This is a genomic window from Actinophytocola sp., from assembly GCF_050699915.1.
In the GTDB taxonomy this organism is placed as follows: domain Bacteria; phylum Actinomycetota; class Actinomycetes; order Mycobacteriales; family Pseudonocardiaceae; genus Actinophytocola.
On sequence record NZ_JBOHGA010000042.1, the window covers coordinates 1 to 16,158 of the forward strand.

Consider the following 16,158-nt stretch of genomic DNA (forward strand, 5'->3'; position numbering starts at 1 on the left):
ACCACCCGCAGCGCGAGCCCGTCGCCGGCCGCCGGCTCGCCGGTCAGCGCGGCGGCCGCCGCCTGCGGCACGGACGCGCAGCGCACCGGCCGGCCCTCGACGAGCAGCGGGTACCGCACGGTGCGGGCGCTGTCGCTGCGCTCGTTGGCGACGTAGGCGAGCGGTGCCTCGACGTGCGTGCCGTCCTCCAGGCGGACGTCGCCGGTGGTCACGTACGCCAACCGGTACCGGTTGCCAGCAACACCGGCCCGGCCCTCGCAGCGGTCGAGCACCGCGAGCTGCGACGGGGTGGCGAGCCACACCGCGTGGTGCTCCGACACGTCCGGCATGGCGGCGAGGGTGGCCGGCCGCTGGTCGTCGACGACCCGCAGCCCGGCCGCCCACACCGCGGCGAGGCCGGTGCAGCGGGCACGCAACAGCACCGCCGGGCCGGGCATCCCGAGCGTGTCGCGCAGCCAGGTCAGCTTCGACGGGCAGGCGTTCGAGCCGTAGCAGAGCAGCGCCACCCGGTCGGCGAGCGGCGCCGCGTCCCGGTCGGCGAGCCAGTCGTCGAGGTCCGCGCCGGCGGCGAGCCGCCAGCCGGACAGCGCCGAGTGGTCGGCCCGCAGCGGATGGCCGGTGGCGTCCTCGTGCACGAACGAGCACGGCGGCCGGGCCCCGGGATAGGGCAGCGCCGGGTACTGCTCGTCGGCGAATGTCACCCGACCAACGCTAGGTCAACCCCGAGGCAGCTTCTTGTCCACCGGAGCGATGACGTAGGCGATGCCGCCCGAGCCGCTGGCCACGTCGCCGTCCGCGTCGTAGCGCTTGGTGCGCAGCCAGATGTTCTCGAACTGCTCGCGCTGGTAGACGTTGCGCACAGCGTCGTTGCTGCTCGACGCCGGGTCGTTGGCGATCACGTCGCCGTCGGCGGTGAAGCCGACGACCACCATGAGGTGCCCGGCGGTGCCGTAGCCGGCGCCGTCCAGCTCCGACTCCAGGAACGACTGCGAGGTGATCACCGGGACGCCGGCGAGGATGTAGCGCTCCAGTTCGGCGAGCGAGCCCAGCCGGGTGACGTGCGCGGCCAGGCCGAAGCTCGCCGCGTACGCGGTGTTGAACGGCCAGTTGCCGGTGCCGTCGTAGTCCTTGTCGTAGGTGAACCGCGCCGCGTGGTCCACACTCGGGTCCGCGAAGGACGGGTCGACCCAGGCCAGGTCGTCGGCCTTGGGCCCGCGGCCCCAGTACTCCACGACCATCTCCGTGGACGTCGGGCTGCACCAGGCCTCCCCGCCGCCGCCGTACTCCGGGTACTCGCCGATGTGGATGTTCTGCGAGTACCGCGGCACCGGCAGCTCGCGGCCCCACGCGCCGGCCGGCGGGCTCGGCGCCACGGTGAACCGGTCCGGGATCGCCGAGGTCATCGCGCCGACCATGGCCAGCGTGGGCGTCACCTTCTTGCCGGCCTCGCGGTACAGCGTCACGCGCAGCTGGTAGGAGCGCAGCGTCACGCCGGCGGCGGCCACGAACGTGTCGACGTCGACGCGGCCGTTCGCGTCGCTCTGGTCGGGCACCGAGGTCCGCAGCACGTCGCTGTCGCCGAAGGCCCAGCGGCCCATCGTGTACCAGGCGGTCGCGCCGGTGGCGGTGCGACCCCGCATCTCCACCCGCAGCCAGGTGTCCTCGGGCGTCTCGGCGTTCCACGATGCGACGAGCTGCGTGGCGTCGAAGCCGTGCCGGTACGCCGGCGAGGTCCACGTGCCGTACTCGTAGGTCCGCGTGGTGCCGAGGTCGGGCTCGGTGTGCTCGACCGTGCCGGCGGGGTGGCCGATCACCAGGCCGCCGCGGCCGGGGCGCAGGCCCTCGGCCTTGCCGGTGCGGAAGTCGTGGTTCGAGCGCCACTCGTGGAAGTCGACCGGCGCGTCGTCGGATCGGGCTGGGTTGGCCGCGGCCGCCGAGGGCAGCGCCGAGATCGTCAGCGCGAGGACGGCCAGCAGGGTGAGGGCCTTGAGCTGCATGGTGAAGATTTTCACCCTTGGCGCGCGGTAAGTAAACAGCTTACGACTGCTCCTCCTCGAGCTCCGCGATGAGGTCGGCCCAGAACTGCTCGACGCAGCGCTCGTAGCGGATGCCGAGCTCGATCGTCTTGACCTGCCAGCGGTCCGCGTAGTCGACGATCTCCTCGCGCTGTTCGGTGTAGCTGTCCGCGCGGGCCTTGTGCGACTCGTGCCGGTCGCGGGCCAGGCGCAGCACGTCCGCGTGCTCGCCGAGGTCGGCGAAGAAGAGCTTCAGCAGGCCGAGGTCGCGGACCTCGGTCTGGTCCGTCGAGGGGGCGCTGAGCCACTCGTGCAGCGCCTCGCGGCCGGCCGGGAGGATCTCGTAGGTGCGCCGGCGCCGGCCGCCCTCCTCGACGGTCTCGCTGATGAGCCCGTCGGCGACGAGGCGGGCCGGCTCGTCGTAGAGCTGAGAGTGGGCGAAGGCCCAGAAGTTGCCGATGGTGTTGGCGACCCACTGCTTGAGGTCGTAGCTGGTCGCGGGGGCGCTGCTGAGCATGCCGAGCACGACGTAGGACGTCGCGTTGAGCTTGCGCCTCCTGTCGCGCGCGTTCCCTCGGTCCGGCACGGGCGCGACGATACCGATCCAGTTGGTTGGTTGTCGCCCGTTTGGTCTAGTCCCTTCGGGTCTTGACGGCCTCACTCGCACGAGTCGCCCCGCGCGAGCGCACGCGGCCGCTCAGAGCACCGCCTGTGTCTGGGTCACCCGCGCCACGAGTCGTTCCTCGTCGTCGACCACGTCGGTCTCGACGACCACGAAGCGGCGGCCCACGTGCATGGGCCGGGAGACCGCCGTCGCGTGGCCGTCGCGGACCGCGCGAAGGAAGTTGGTCTTCGACTCGATCGTCGTCGTGCCGCCTGCGCCGTCGGGCAGGTTCAGGTACGCGCACAGCGCACCGGTGTTGTCCGCCAACGCCATGAGTACGCCGCCGTTCAGCGCGCCGCCGACCGTGCACAGCGACTCCGCCCACGCCACCCGGCCCCGCACCTCGGCCGGAGCCGACGAGAGCATCTCGATGCCCAGCGTCCCGGCGAACGGGACCATCTCGTGCAGCGAGGCCGTGGCGTCCGCGCTCGGGTCCGTCACGAGAGGTGCGCGATGTCGATCTTTCCCGCCGCCACCGCCGCACGCAGCCGCTTCTTGTCGAACTTGCCGACGCTCGTCTTCGGCACCTCTTCGATGAACGCCCAGTTCTCCGGCAGCTGCCACTTGGCGACCTTCGCGGCGAGGAACTCGCGCAGCTCGACGGGTGTGGCCGACTTGCCCTCCGCCAGCACGACCGCCACCAGCGGGCGCTCGGACCACTTCTCGTCCGGCACGCCGATCACCGCCGCCTCGGCCACCGCGGGGTGCGCCATCACCTGGTTCTCCAGATCCACCGAGGAGATCCACTCGCCGCCGGACTTGATGATGTCCTTCGACCGGTCGGTGAGCCGCAGGAAGCCGTCCGGCGTGATCGCGCCGACGTCGCCGGTGCGCAGCCAGCCGTCGTGGAACTTCTCCGCGCCCTCCTCGCCCGCGCCGACCCGGTAGTACGACTCGGTCACCCACGGCCCGGCGACCTCGAGCTCGCCGACCGCCTCGTTGTCCCACGGCAGCTCGTTGCCGTCGTCGTCGATGAGGCGCGCGCGGACCGACGCGGGGAAGCGGCCCTGCAGGATCCGGTACTCCCACGCGTCCTGCGGCGCCAGGCCCGCCGGCGGGTGCGACAGGCTGCCCAGCGGCGAGGTCTCGGTCATGCCCCACGCGTGGATGATCGTGACGCCGAGCTGGTCGAAGGCCGTCATCAGCGCCGGCGGGCACGCCGACCCGCCGACCACGGCCCGGCGCAGCGGCGCGAGGTCCTGCGGCTTCTGCTCCAGCAGCGCGAGCAGGCCTTGCCAGATCGTCGGTACCGCGCCGGCCATCGTCGGCTTCTCCGCGGCGATCATCGCGGCGAGCGGCTCGGGCTGCAGGAACCGGTCCGGCATGATCAGCGACGCGCCGACCATCAGCGCGCCGTAGGGCAGCCCCCACGACATCGCGTGGAACTGCGGCACGATGACCAGTGCCCGGTCCTCCTGCGAGAGTGCCATCGAGTCGGTCATGCACACCTGCATCGAGTGCAGCCAGATCGACCGGTGGGTGTAGACGACACCCTTCGGGTCCCCGGTCGTGCCGGACGTGTAGCACATCGCGGCCGCCGAGTTCTCGTCCACGGCCGGCCAGTCGAACTCGTCGGGCTGGTCGGCGAGCAGGTCGGCGTAGGAGTGCACGGTGACGCCCTCGGGCGCGGTCAGCGCGCCCGCGTCGCCGTTGACGACCACCACGTGCTTGACCGTCTCGAAGGTCGGCAGGACCTTCGAGAGCAGCGGCACCAGCGTCGCGTCCACCAGCACCACGTGGTCCTCGGCGTGGTTGGCCACGTACGTCAGCTGTTCGGGGAAGAGTCGGATGTTGAGCGTGTGCAGCACGGCGCCCATCGAGGGCACCGCGAGGTACGCGACGAGGTGCTCGTTGTTGTTCCACATGAACGTGCCGACCCGCTGGTCGGATGTCACACCGAGGCCGCGCAGCGCGTGCGCGAGCCGGGCCGTCTCGCGGGCGACGTCGGCGAAGGTGGCGCGCCGCGAACCCTCTCCGGTCCACGTCACGACCTCGGCGTTCGCGTGCACTCGGCTGCCGTGGCGCAACAGGTTGGCGATGGACAGTTGACCGTCCTGCATCGTGCCCAACATCGCTGTTCAAGCTCCCTGGTCACTCGTGGCGTCTTGGCCGGAACAGTAGTGCCGGAATGCCACATCTGGACATGGGTGACGCTGCGTATCAGCTCCCCAGAATGTGTGTCACCTGCGGTTTCGCCGAGAAGTCTGCGCGTGTCGCGCGTATGTTCTGAGGAGTTGATGTGTTTACTGGTCCGCGGCACCGCGGGGGAGCGCTCCGGTTCTGACCTGGGCGTTGTCGGTCGCGGAACAGCCAGCAGTCGAGCAAGGAAGGATCATCACGGTGGCTCTGCCCACGTTGACTCCAGAGCAGCGCGCCGACGCGCTGGCCAAGGCTGCGGAGGCGCGCAAGGCGCGGTCCGAGCTGTTGGCGTCGATCAAGTCCGGTAAGCAGACCATCGCGTCGGTGCTCGGGCGTGCGAAGGACGACAAGACGATCGGCAAGACCAAGGTCGCCGCGCTGCTCAAGGCCGTACCGGGCCTCGGTGCGGTGAAGGTGGCCGCGTTGCTGGAGCAGTCCGGCATCGACCCGGACCGGCGCGCCGCCGGTCTCGGCGACCGCCAGCGCGCCGCACTGATCGACGCGCTCAACTAGTTTCCCGAGGTCAGGGCCCGCCAGCAGCCGGTTCAACCGGTTGCCGGCGGGCCCTGCTGCTGTCCAGGGGCCGTCCAGGCCCGTCTGAACGTGTTCAAAATCTCCCGCCCTGGATGGGTTTTCGGGGGCACCGGCATGGGCATGATGAAAACGTGACCTCTGGGCTGATCGCGGACTACCGACCCGGCTCGTTCCTCCTCGCTTCCCCGCGACGCGCGCTGCTCGCCACCGGCGCGCGGACCGTGGTCACCGAGCCGGACCCCGACGAGCTGTCCGCTCAGGTGACGAAGCTGCTGGTCGACTCGGACGCCCCGCTCGCGGTCGGCGCCCTGCCCTTCGACAGTGCCGGCGGTACCGCGCCGCACGTCGTGCTGCCCCGGGAGGCGTGCTGGTCCGGTCCGCTGCGCCCGACCCGCGCCGGCCGCCCGGTGCCCGCCGGCGTCGACGTCGTCCCGGTACCCGCGCCGGCCGAGTACGAGCGGGCCGTCGCCACCGCCGTGACCCGGCTGCGGGCCGGTGAGCTGGACAAGGTGGTGCTGGCCCGGGCGCTGCGGGTGCACACGGCCGGCCCGGTCGACATGGCCCCGCTGCTGGCGAACCTCGCCGCGGACAACACGGCCGGGTACACCTACGCGGTCGACCTGCCCGCCGGTGCCGGCCGGCGCACGCTCGTCGGCGCCACGCCGGAGATGCTGCTCTCGCGGACCGGCCAGGCGGTCGTGTGCAACCCGCTCGCCGGCTCGATGCCGCGCCACGCCGACCCGGAGCTGGACCGGCAGGCGGCGGCGGAGCTGGCGGCGTCGGCGAAGGACCTCGAGGAGCACCGGGTCGTCGTGGACGCCGTCGTCGAGGCGCTGCGGCCGTTCTGCCGGACGCTGAGCGTGCCGGCGGAGCCGTCGCTGGTCGGCACGTCCGCCGTGTGGCACCTGTCCACGCGGATCGCCGCCGAGCTCGCCGACCCGGGTATCTCCTCGCTGCGGCTGGCCTGCGCGCTGCACCCCACGCCGGCGGTGTGCGGTCGTCCGTTCGGGCGGGCGAAGGACGCGATCGCTGAGCTGGAGCCGTTCGACCGCGGCTACTACGCGGGCGCGATCGGCTGGTGCGACGCGGCCGGCGACGGCGAGTGGGTCGTGGCCATCCGTTGTGCGGAGATCGCCGAGCCCACGCCCGGTGCCGGCTCGACGATGACGCTGTACTCCGGCGCCGGCATCATGCCCGCGTCGCAGCCTTCCCTGGAGCTGGCCGAGACCTCGGCGAAGTTCCGCACGCTGCTGCGCGCGATGGGCCTGCCGGCGATCCCGACCTGACCCGAACGCGCACCTCAGCCGAGCGCCTCGAGCAGCGGGTCCGCGTCCTGCTCGGTCACCGTGATGGCGTCGGCGCCGAGGACGGCGACGCTCGCGCGGTAGTCATGGCTCGGGGCGAGGTCCGCCAGGCGCACGCTCGCTGGGTCCACTTCGGACACTCCGGAGGCGAGGACGCGCGGCGGGACGTCATGCGCGGAGAGGGTGAACGCGCTCATCGCGACCGACATGCCCTTGCCGGTCGCCTTGACCACGGCCTCCTTGCGCGCCCAGTAGGTGAAGAACGCGCCCTGCCGATCGCTGTCCGGCAGCGCCCCGAACGCCGCGCGCTCGGTGGGGGAGAACGCGATCCGGGCCAGGTCGTCGACCTCCGCGGTGCGGATCTGCTCCACGTCGACACCGACCGGCGCGTCGTCGACCACCGCGAGCGCCACCAGCGACCCGGAGTGCGAGATCGACACCTCGGGCGCGGCGGCCGGCGACGAGCCGACCACCACCCGCGGCTTGCCGTGTGGCTTGCCGCAGTCGTAGCAGCTGCTGTCCAGCACCACCCGCTCCGGCTCGACGCCGAGCTGGCGGCCCGCGACCGTGCGGATCAGTGCCCGGCCGGTCAGGAAGCGCAGCCGGTCGATCTCCTGACGGTAGTTGCCGTACCGTTCACGCTCGACGCCGTCGAGCATCGCCAGCAGGCGCTCGGTCGCCGGCGCCGGCCGTGCCCACCACACGTCGCATCGCATGGTGCGATCATCGCTCGTGGCACGTCCCGGCGACCAGTCGACCCGGGCGTTGCGCCATCTGGCGCAAGCGTTTGCATCGTGCGGTGGACTACTCGGGTTAGTGCTTGCGAACAGGTTACTGTCGGGTAGTTTATCGGCCACACTGTGACTGTTGTCGCATCCTCACCGGGGAGGTCCGTTGCGCCGGATCATCAGCTTCATCCTGTTGGGACTCGGGGTGTTCGCGGTGGCGCTCGGCCTGCTGCTGCGCTTCTACGCCTACCCGCAGCTCGCGAAGATCCCGCTGGACAACGAGTCCACGTCGGTATCCGAGGGCGACGGCATCACCGCGCTCATCATCCGCACGGAGGACGGCGCCCCGGTGCCCGAGATCCGGCAGAACCTCAGCCTCACGTCGACCACGTACGTCACCGGCGACCTCACCCAGCCCGAGGTCGAGGAGGACGGCGACGTGGCCGTGTACGTCGAGGCGACCAGGACCACCGACGACGCGACCGGCATCGTGGTCGACGCGTCGGTGCGCTCGCTGTGCATCGACCGGCACAGCAACGAGGCCGTCGCGCCGTGCGAGGGCCAGTTCATCGAGGAGGAGCAGGGCAAGCGGATCACCGCGGACCGCAACACGGTCCAGCAGCCCGGCCTGTCCTTCAAGTTCCCGTTCGGCACCGAGAAGCGGGACTACAAGTTCTACGACCTGTCGGTGCGCGAGCCGGTCGACGCCCGGTTCGACGGCGAGGAGACCATCCAGGGCGTCAACACGTACCGGTACGTGATGGCGGTGCCGCCGACCAAGATCGCCGACCGGGAGGTGCCCGGCTCGCTCGTCGACCAGGAGGACGAGCCCAGCGTCGACGCCGAGGTGTACTACCAGGTCAAGCGGACCGTGTGGGTCGAGCCGGAGACCGGGATCGTCGTCGTCGGCCAGCAGGAGGGCAAGCAGGAGCTGCTCACCGAGGGTCAGGATCCCGGCGAGGGCACCATCGTCTTCCAGGGCACGTTGCGGTTCAACGAGACGACGATCAACGACAACGTCACCAAGGCCCAGGACAACATGTCCAAGCTCAGCCTGCTGACGTCGTGGCCGGTCGCGATGTGGGTCGCGGGCGCGATCCTGACCGTGGTCGGCGTGCTGATGCTGATCGCCGGCTACCGGCGCGGCGGCCGCCACGGGTTCGACCCGCCGCTGCGCCGCCAGCCGGCCGGCGCGGCGAGATAGCCGCTCACACCTTTTCGAGTACGAGTACCAGATTCCAGGAGGCAATTTCCCGTAGCATGGGAACGTGCACGATCCACGTCGCCCACCACGGGTGGTAACGGGGCAGCGCACGCACCATTCGGGCCTGCTCGCAACGGCGCGCCCAGCGTATTGCCGTGCCGACTCGAAACGCGAACAGGCTCTCGCCGAACCGGTTCTTCGGTTCCTGTCCGTTTTGCCGGATGTATCGGCGTCGCGCATAGTGACCGCCGAGGAAATGCCAGGGCGCCGTCTCGTGTCCGCCCCATGGTGAGAACCACGGCGTGAATGACGCGAAAATGGTTCCCCCGGGCTTGGTCACGCGCACCATCTCGGCGAGCATGGCCGCCGGGTCGGCGACGTGCTCGAGCACGTTCGACGAGTAGCAGACGTCCACGGAATCGCTCTGAACAGGCAGTTCCGTGCCGCTGGCGCGGATCATGCCGGCCGCCGGCTCGCCCCGCGCGGACAGCTCGCCGACGTCCGGGTCGATGCCGACGTAATGCGCGCCGGCTGCCCGGAAACTGTCCGCGAAATAGCCCGGGCCGCCGCCGACATCGAGGACGAGCCGGCCGTCCAGCGGGGCGTACTCCGAAATCTGCCGCACCGAGTCCGTGGCCAGGATCTGGTAGAAGTGATCCGGGTCGGACTGCTCCTTGAGGAATGCGCGGAACAGCCGCACGGATCTGCTCAGAGTAGCTTCGCGCGCGTTTACTGAATCGGTTCGTGTGTCGCTACCTACCATTGGGGGTATCGCTTTCATGATTCATTTGGTGCACTGTACCGGCCGGTAACCTATCACCTGCGATGCGGAGATTTCATGGGCCGCGAACGCGACACCCGTCCGGCGGTGCTGTTCGTCAACTGGCGAGACACCAAGCACCCGGAAGGCGGTGGCTCCGAGCGCTACGTCGAGCGGATGGCCGAGGGCCTCGCGAGACGCGGCTACCGGGTGACCGTCCAGTGCGCGGCGCACGTGAACGGCCCGGCCGACGAGGTGATCGAGGGCGTGCGCTTCCGCCGCCGCGGTGGCCGGTGGGGCGTGTACCTGTTCGCGATGCTCGCGGTCCTGCGGTTACGGCCGGACGTGGTCGTCGACGTGCAGGCCGGCATGCCGTTCTTCTCCCGGCTGGTGGCTCGCTGCCCGGTGCTGGTGCTCGTGCACCACGTGCACCGCGAGCAGTGGTCGGCGGTCCTGGGGCCGGTCCTCGGCAAGATCGGCTGGTGGATCGAGTCGCGGGTCGCCCCGCTGCTCTACCGGAACTGCCGCTACCTCACCGTCTCCGACGAGACCCGCCGTGAGCTCGCCGGTCTCGGCGTGGCCACCTCGCGGACCGTGGTGGTGCGCAACGGGCTGGACGTGGCGCCGCCGGTGCGCGCCGAGCGCGACCGGGACCCGACGCTGGTCGTGGTCGGCCGGGTGGTGCCGCACAAGCGCGTCGAGCACGCGGTGGACGTCGTGGCGCGGCTGGCCCACCGGTGGCCGAAGCTGCGGCTGGAGGTCGTCGGCCACGGCTGGTGGCTGGACAACCTGAGCCGGCACATCGAGCTGCGCGACGTCGGGGACCGGGTCACGCTGCACGGCTACGTGGACGAGCAGGACAAGCACGAGATCCTCGCCCGCTCCTGGGTGCACCTGTGCCCGTCGGTGAAGGAGGGCTGGGGCATCGTGATCATGGAGGCGGCCGCGCACGGCGTGCCGTCGGTGGCCTACCGCCGCGCCGGCGGGGTCGCGGAGTCCATTGTGGACCACGAGACCGGCCTGCTGGCGGACGACTTCGACGACCTCTTGTCCCACGTAGACCGGCTGTTGGCCGACGAAGAGACGCGCGAGGCGATGGGCGAGGCGGGCCGCGAGCGGGCGGGTTCGTTCGCCTGGGACCGCAGCGTCGCCGAGCTCGAAGCGGTACTCGTCGAGACCGCGGGACTGTAGTCGCGTTCAATGACACGGGTGAGCCACGACGACAGCTTCGACGGTGTGCGCCGGGACTGGGTCCGCCTCGGTGAGGAGGACCCGCTCTGGGCGGTGTACGTCGCCGCGGACAAGCGCGGCGGCCGTTGGGATCCCGACCAGTTCCTCGACACGGGCCGGGCCGACGTCGCGGCCTCGGCGGCCTGGCTCGACGAGCTCGGCGTCGGGCCGCGGTGGGGCCGGGTGCTGGACTTCGGCTGCGGCGCGGGCCGCCTGACCCAAGCCCTCGCCGAGCACGCGGACGAGGTGGTCGGGGTCGACGTGTCGCCGCCGATGCTCGAGCAGGCGCGGCAGCTCGACGCCTCCGGGCGCTGCACGTTCGTGCTGAACGAGAGCCAGGATCTGCGCCAGTTCCCCGCCGGCTCGTTCGACCTCGTCTACTCCGAGCTCGTGCTGCAGCACCTGCCCGAACCGGTGATCGACGGCTACCTGGCGGAGTTCGTCCGCGTGCTGGCGCCGGGCGGGGTGGCGCTGCTGCAGTGCACGACCCGGCCGCTGTGGACGTTCAAGGGCACGGTGTGGCGGCTGGCGCCGGGCTGGCTGATCAGGTTGGCGCAGCGGAAGTTCCTGCGCTACCCGGCGCCGATGCGGATGACCCGCTACGCGCCGTCGAGGCTGCGTTCGGTGGTGGCCGCGGCGGGCGGCTCGGTGGCCGCGACGCGGACCGTCGACGACCGGTCGACGCACTGGCGGTCGACCCGGTTCGTAGTCAAGGGTGAACGACCTGCCGAGTGATCAGCGCGCGCCGCGCTGATCAGGCGCGCGAACGCGCCGCATTGAACAGGATCTGGCGAGGGACCAGGGCGCACGAGCGCGCCGCCCCGGTCAGGGCGTGCCGGAGCCGTAGTTGACCGAGCCGCCGGACTTGGTGTCCGCGGCGCCGTTCGGGGCGGCCGGGTCCTCCAGGTTGACGCCCTTGTCCGGTGCCGAGGCCGACGACACTGCGACCGCGACTCCCGTCGCGAGCGCGAGCCCGACCAAAACGGATGCGATTGCGCCGACCAGCTTTCCCACGTCACTACTCCCGAGTCCGAGTGTTGGACCGCCTCAGGCTACCGGCCGGTAACACAAGCCACAACAAGCCCAGCGTGATGGTCGCAAGTGCTAACACGTCGGCCGCGACGACGGGCGCCGTCGGTGGCCTGGCGGTCCGATCCGGTGTCACCGGTCTGCCCAATTGATACAGGTCCAACCATCTGCCCTGGTAGATCCTTTCGTCGGGATCCAGCAGGTTTTCCTCGATCCGACCCGGCGTGCCGTGCTCCACCAGCACGAACCCGATGCCGAGCCCGGTGAGATCGCCACCCTCGGTGACCACCTCCCGCACGGCGGCGGCCCGGCGGTCCTCCCCGGGGACCGGCCGGCCGCCGACCACGAGGGTGTCGTCGACGACCGTGGTGCGCGGCAGGTAGTGCGGCGCGGGGTCGAACTGGGTGCGCCCGCCGTTCCAGCCGTACTGGCGGAACAGGCCGAAGGGCAGCGCGACGACGTCGCCCTCGTGCGGGCTGGTCTCGAGGATCTGGCGAACCCGCGCCCAGTCGTCCGGGTAGTCGACCGGCGCGAGGCGACCCCACGCGGCCCAGGCGAGGTCGGGCATCATCGCGATCGGCACGACCGCGGCGCCCACGAGCAGTGCTCTACGTCCTCGCCGCAGCAGGTCGGCGGCCTGCCCGACGCCGAGCGCGAAACCGAGCGCGAACGGCAGCGCCCACCAGGCCACCCACTTCTGCGAGTCGCGGAGCAGGCCGGCGCCGGGCACGTGCGCGACGACCCAGCCGAGCACGGGAGTGCCGCCCAGGGCCGCGAGCACGAGGCCGGCGACGCCGAGCAGGACGAGCGGGCGGGGGAGCCGGCGCATGCCCACGACAGCGACGGCGACCATGGCGAGGACGAGGACGGGCACCACCGGGTTCGTCCGGCTGGCCGGGACGACCTCGGCGTTCCAGATGCCACCGAGGCCGAGCAGGCTGGTGAGCGCGCCGCCCCAGCTCTCCGCGCGGGCGGCGAACGCGTCGACCCCGGACTCGGTGGACAGCGCGCCGCCCGGGTGCAGGAGCGCGGGGACCCACCAGGGCGCGTTGAGCACGAGGGCGACGGACGCGGTGAGCCAGAGCCGGCGCGGGCCGCCGCACACCATGGCCACGCCTGCGGCGAGGAGCCCGCCGGTCGGGGTGAGCACCGCCGGAGCGCTGACGAGGACGAGCACCGCCACCCGCCGCGGCGTGCGCAGGTCGCGGGCGGCGTGCGCGATCCAGGGCAGACAGGCGTAGGCGAGCAGGTAGGGCCAGTGCCCGATGAGCAGCCGCTCGGCGACGTAGCCGCTCCACCCGTAGGCGACCGCCGCGGTGATCTGGACGCCGACCTGGACGCCGAGCGGGTGGTCCCGCAGGTACCGGCCGGCGCCCAGCGGCCCGGCGAAGAGCGCGGCGGCGAGGACCAGCTGCTGGAGGAGGTCGCCCGGCACGACGTGCGTCAACAGCGCCACGACCGCGTCGGCCGGCACCGCCCGGGGCAGCCCCGGGCCGAGCCCGACGGTGGCGGGCAGCAGGTCCTGCCGCGGCACGAACACCATGTCGTAGGCGAGCACGAACCCCCGCCCGAACAGGGGCGCCAGCACGGCGACCGCCATCGCGAGGCAGACCCCGGGCAGCAGCACGCGGCGAGGCAGGCTGCGCGACAGGTCCTGTGTCATCGGCCTCCAGCGGTCGGCTGTGGTCTCGCGTGGTCTCGCGTGGACGAGAGGCTAGCCTCCGCCGGTGCCGGCCGCGTAGCGCCAGAAGCTGAACAACCAGGTGGGCGGGGTGGGACCGTCCACGGCGACCTGCACGCCCAGGATCGCCGCGGTGCCGGTGGCCGGGACGATGTGCGCGGACGTGCCGGTGCCGCCGACCCAGCCGTAGCGGCCCGGCACGTGCCACGGGTCGCCGGGCCCGAGGTCGACCGAGCCGCCGAAGCCCCAGCCCTGGCCGTCCAGGAACATCCCGCCGATCTCGCGGTGGGCCGGGGTGGTGTGGTCGGTCGTCATCAGGCGCACGGACTCCTCTGTCAGCAGGCGCCGCCCGCCCGGCCCGACGCCGCCGGCGAGCAGCATCCGGGCGAACGCGAGCCAGTCGTCGACGGTGCCGACCATGCCGCCGGAGCCCAGCGGGAACGCCGGCGGTGAGCTCCACTGGCCGTCCCGCGCGTCGGCCGGATCGAGTGCGCCGGCCGCGTCGTGGCGGTAGTAGGCGGTGAACCGGTCGAGCTTGCCGGCCGGCACGAAGTAGCCGGTGTCGACCATGCCCAGCGGCTCGAGCACCCGCTCGGCCACGAAGTCCGGCAGCGACCCGCGGACCCGGGCGACCAGCGCGCCCTGCAGCGCCGAGCACGTGTCGTACAGCCACGACTCGCCCGGCTGGTACAGCAGCGGCACCTCGGCGAGCTCGGCCAGCCAGTCGTCCTGCGGCGGGAAGGCCTGCGGCTCACGGCCGTCGCGCTGCACCGCTCCCAGCCGCTGGACGGCCGGCAGCGACATGTCGGCCGCGAAGCCGTATCCCGCCTGGGAGCTGAGCAGGTCGAACACGGTGATCGGGCGGGCCGCCGGGACCGTGTCGTCGACGGGGCTCGCGGGCGTGGCGACCACCCGCGGGTGCGCGAGCTCCGGCAGCCACTTCGCGACCGGGTCGTCGAGTGCCAGGCGGCCGTCCTGGACCAGCACCATGACCGCGGCGGCCGTGATCGGCTTGGTGAGCGACGCGAGCCGGAAGATCGAGTCCCGGGCCATCGGGGCGCCGCCGACCTCGGCGTCGCCGACGACGGCCAGCTCGACCAGGTCGCCGCGGGCCACCAGGCCCACCGCGCCGGGCATCGAGCCGTCGCGAACGTGGTCGTCGAGGACGGTTCGCAGGTCAGCCATGGTCCACCTCCGGTCCGGTGCGCTCGCACGGTAGACCGCCGGACCGACAGAAACTCATCGCGGATCGGCCGGATCCCCTCTTCCTGCGGGTGTTCGGGCTCGCCGTGCTCGGCTACAGTCGCATTCCTACCCGCCAGTAACGGGAGGCGCTCGTGGCTGTTGGAGTGTCCGAACGGGTTCGGGTCGCCGCGCTCCTCGTCTCGGTCGGAGTCGCCGGTCTTCAGGCGGCCTCGTACCTGCTCAACGTCGTCGCCGCGCGGCTGCTCGTGCCCGCGAGCTTCGGTGAGCTCAGCTCGCTGCTCGCGGTCCTGGTCGTCGGCGCCGTGCCGGCCATGGGGTTGCAGACCGTCGCCGCGCTGCGGGTCGCGCGGATCCGCGAGCGGGGTCAACTGTCCACACGCGACACCGGGCAGCTGTACTCGCTCGGCCTGGCCACCAGCGGGACGATCACCGCCGTGGCGCTGGGCAGCGCGCCGCTGCTGATGGCGCTGCTGCACCTCGACGACGTCTGGCCGGCGCTTCTCGTGGGCGTCTCGCTGACGTCCATCACCATGATCGGCCTGTCCTATGGCGTCCTGCAGGGCACCCAGCGGTTCACGGCGCTGGCCGGGATGCTCGCGTTCGAGGCGGTCGGGCGCATCGGCGGCACGGTCATCGGCCTCGTCGTCTTCCGCAGCGCCACCGGGGCGCTCGCCGGTACCGCGATCGGCGCGGCGGTCGTCGCGTTCGCCGGTTGGGTTGTCTGCGGGCGGCCGCGGCCCGCGCGACACCACAAGGGCCACGTCGGCGAGGTCCTGCACGCGGTGCAGGCGATGCTCGCGCTCGTGCTGCTGGTCAACCTCGACCTGGTCCTCGCGCGCCACCACCTGCCGGCCCACGACGCCGGCGAGTACGCGGTCGGCGCGATCGTCACCAAGATCGCCTACTGGCTGCCGCAGGCGGTCGCGATCCTCGTGTTGCCCAAGCTCGCGAGCGAGGACGGGCGCCGGCGGATGGTCCCGCGCGCGCTGGCCATCTGCGCCTCGCTGGACGCCGTCGTCGTGCTCGGCGCGGCGGCCATGGGGTCGACCATCATCGGGATCATCGGCGGCCAGGACTATGCGAACGCCGACATCCCGGTCTGGCCGTTCGCGCTCGTCGGCTCGATGCTCTCGCTCGTGCAGATCCTGCTGTTCTCGCGGATCGCGAGCGCGGACCGCAAGTCAACGGTGTTGATCTGGCTCGCGGTCGCGGTCGAGATCGTCCTGGTTTCGGTCTGGCTCAACGACGAACTGACTCAGGTGGTCACCGCGGCCGCGATCGCGACGAGCCTGCTCGTCGTTGCCGGCGCGGTCATCGAGATCCGGTCTCGGCGAGTCGAACCAGTCCACGCAGGACGAGACGACCGCGGCCACGGCGAGCAGTAGCGCCGACTGCGCCAACCATCCGTAGGCCCACTGCTGCCCGTGGTCGAGCAGCCGCCCGATCACCGCTACAACGCACGCCAACGCCGCGGCGCCGAACGCGATCGTCCGTGGCGCCGGCGGCCACACCGACCGCGCCAGCAGGCAGGCGATCAGCAGCACCACCGGCAGCATGCCGCCCAGGACCACGGCCAGACCCACCAGCACGAACGGGATCCACCGCCGGCCGCCGGGCCGGACGTCGACCGGCCGCCGGCGGCGCACCGGGATGAACACCGAGCC

The 16,158-nt window shown here is 71.9% G+C and carries 15 protein-coding genes and 1 pseudogene; 6 read left to right on the top strand and 10 right to left on the bottom strand.

All coding sequences use genetic code 11. The features are described 5' to 3' along the window. From ACRDSK_RS10735 to ACRDSK_RS10755, 5 genes and pseudogenes are all read right to left on the bottom strand, one after another. Window positions 1–701 (bottom strand): annotated as a pseudogene (locus ACRDSK_RS10735) (gamma-glutamylcyclotransferase); the annotation flags it as partial. Between the two features lie 15 nt (window positions 702–716). Then, window positions 717–1,997, bottom strand: coding sequence for a C39 family peptidase (locus ACRDSK_RS10740; protein ID WP_431439986.1), 1,281 nt, complete (start codon window positions 1,995–1,997; stop codon window positions 717–719). Window positions 1,998–2,037: 40 nt separating this feature from the next. Next, window positions 2,038–2,601, bottom strand: a complete 564-nt coding sequence (locus ACRDSK_RS10745) for a PadR family transcriptional regulator (protein ID WP_431439988.1) — start codon at window positions 2,599–2,601, stop codon at window positions 2,038–2,040. A gap of 111 nt (window positions 2,602–2,712) precedes the next feature. Then, complete coding sequence (locus tag ACRDSK_RS10750; protein WP_431439990.1) at window positions 2,713–3,120, bottom strand: PaaI family thioesterase; 408 nt, start codon at window positions 3,118–3,120, stop codon at window positions 2,713–2,715. Continuing rightward, window positions 3,117–4,751, bottom strand: coding sequence for a long-chain fatty acid--CoA ligase (locus ACRDSK_RS10755; RefSeq protein WP_431439993.1), 1,635 nt, complete (start codon window positions 4,749–4,751; stop codon window positions 3,117–3,119). The genes ACRDSK_RS10750 and ACRDSK_RS10755 overlap by 4 nt, the downstream gene beginning before the upstream one ends. Window positions 4,752–5,019: 268 nt before the next feature. Here ACRDSK_RS10755 and mihF point away from each other — a divergent pair, with 268 nt between their 5' ends. Next, on the top strand, window positions 5,020–5,331 hold the full coding sequence (gene mihF / locus ACRDSK_RS10760; RefSeq protein ID WP_431439995.1) for an integration host factor, actinobacterial type: 312 nt from the start codon (window positions 5,020–5,022) through the stop codon (window positions 5,329–5,331). A gap of 152 nt (window positions 5,332–5,483) precedes the next feature. Beyond that, window positions 5,484–6,638, top strand: coding sequence for an isochorismate synthase (locus tag ACRDSK_RS10765; RefSeq protein ID WP_431439998.1), 1,155 nt, complete (start codon window positions 5,484–5,486; stop codon window positions 6,636–6,638). 14 nt (window positions 6,639–6,652) lie between these two features. Here the strand turns inward: ACRDSK_RS10765 and ACRDSK_RS10770 are convergent, their stop codons facing one another. Beyond that, window positions 6,653–7,372, bottom strand: coding sequence for a 4'-phosphopantetheinyl transferase family protein (locus ACRDSK_RS10770; protein WP_431440000.1), 720 nt, complete (start codon window positions 7,370–7,372; stop codon window positions 6,653–6,655). 178 nt (window positions 7,373–7,550) lie between these two features. On the opposite strand from ACRDSK_RS10770, the gene ACRDSK_RS10775 reads away from it, so the two are divergent. Further along, complete coding sequence (locus ACRDSK_RS10775; protein WP_431440002.1) at window positions 7,551–8,588, top strand: DUF3068 domain-containing protein; 1,038 nt, start codon at window positions 7,551–7,553, stop codon at window positions 8,586–8,588. A gap of 4 nt (window positions 8,589–8,592) precedes the next feature. Here ACRDSK_RS10775 and ACRDSK_RS10780 read toward each other — a convergent pair whose 3' ends face one another. Continuing rightward, window positions 8,593–9,288: a class I SAM-dependent methyltransferase gene (locus ACRDSK_RS10780; RefSeq protein ID WP_431440004.1), complete on the bottom strand. Its 696-nt coding sequence runs from the start codon at window positions 9,286–9,288 to the stop codon at window positions 8,593–8,595. Window positions 9,289–9,426: 138 nt separating this feature from the next. Between ACRDSK_RS10780 and ACRDSK_RS10785 the strand changes: the two genes are divergently transcribed. Continuing rightward, complete coding sequence (locus ACRDSK_RS10785; RefSeq protein WP_431440006.1) at window positions 9,427–10,539, top strand: glycosyltransferase family 4 protein; 1,113 nt, start codon at window positions 9,427–9,429, stop codon at window positions 10,537–10,539. Window positions 10,540–10,557: 18 nt separating this feature from the next. Beyond that, window positions 10,558–11,313, top strand: coding sequence for a class I SAM-dependent methyltransferase (locus ACRDSK_RS10790; RefSeq protein WP_431440009.1), 756 nt, complete (start codon window positions 10,558–10,560; stop codon window positions 11,311–11,313). Window positions 11,314–11,403: 90 nt separating this feature from the next. On the opposite strand, the gene ACRDSK_RS10795 is transcribed toward ACRDSK_RS10790, so the two are convergent. The 3 genes from ACRDSK_RS10795 to ACRDSK_RS10805 are packed head-to-tail and all read right to left on the bottom strand — an operon-like array spanning window position 11,404 to window position 14,473. Beyond that, entirely contained in the window at window positions 11,404–11,592 is a 189-nt protein-coding gene (locus ACRDSK_RS10795) for a hypothetical protein (protein ID WP_431440011.1), read from the bottom strand. A 4-nt stretch (window positions 11,593–11,596) separates the two neighbouring features. Then, the gene (locus ACRDSK_RS10800) at window positions 11,597–13,270 is read right to left on the bottom strand and encodes a hypothetical protein (protein WP_431440012.1); all 1,674 of its coding nucleotides are present in this window, start codon (window positions 13,268–13,270) and stop codon (window positions 11,597–11,599) included. A 51-nt stretch (window positions 13,271–13,321) separates the two neighbouring features. Further along, a complete protein-coding gene (locus ACRDSK_RS10805; RefSeq protein WP_431440014.1) occupies window positions 13,322–14,473 on the bottom strand; it encodes a serine hydrolase domain-containing protein in 1,152 nt (383 codons plus the stop codon). A 152-nt stretch (window positions 14,474–14,625) separates the two neighbouring features. Here ACRDSK_RS10805 and ACRDSK_RS10810 point away from each other — a divergent pair, with 152 nt between their 5' ends. After that, the gene (locus tag ACRDSK_RS10810) at window positions 14,626–15,879 is read left to right on the top strand and encodes a lipopolysaccharide biosynthesis protein (RefSeq protein ID WP_431440016.1); all 1,254 of its coding nucleotides are present in this window, start codon (window positions 14,626–14,628) and stop codon (window positions 15,877–15,879) included. The last annotated feature ends 279 nt before the right edge of the window (window positions 15,880–16,158 follow it).

Coding starts and splice junctions, on each gene's coding strand:
- ACRDSK_RS10740 (WP_431439986.1), bottom strand. CDS start 1,997: ATGCAGCTCAAGGCCCTCACCCTGCTGGCCGTCCTCGCGCTGACGATC.
- ACRDSK_RS10755 (WP_431439993.1), bottom strand. CDS start 4,751: ATGTTGGGCACGATGCAGGACGGTCAACTGTCCATCGCCAACCTGTTG.
- ACRDSK_RS10770 (WP_431440000.1), bottom strand. CDS start 7,372: ATGCGATGCGACGTGTGGTGGGCACGGCCGGCGCCGGCGACCGAGCGC.
- ACRDSK_RS10785 (WP_431440006.1), top strand. CDS start 9,427: ATGGGCCGCGAACGCGACACCCGTCCGGCGGTGCTGTTCGTCAACTGG.
- ACRDSK_RS10800 (WP_431440012.1), bottom strand. CDS start 13,270: ATGACACAGGACCTGTCGCGCAGCCTGCCTCGCCGCGTGCTGCTGCCC.
- ACRDSK_RS10805 (WP_431440014.1), bottom strand. CDS start 14,473: ATGGCTGACCTGCGAACCGTCCTCGACGACCACGTTCGCGACGGCTCG.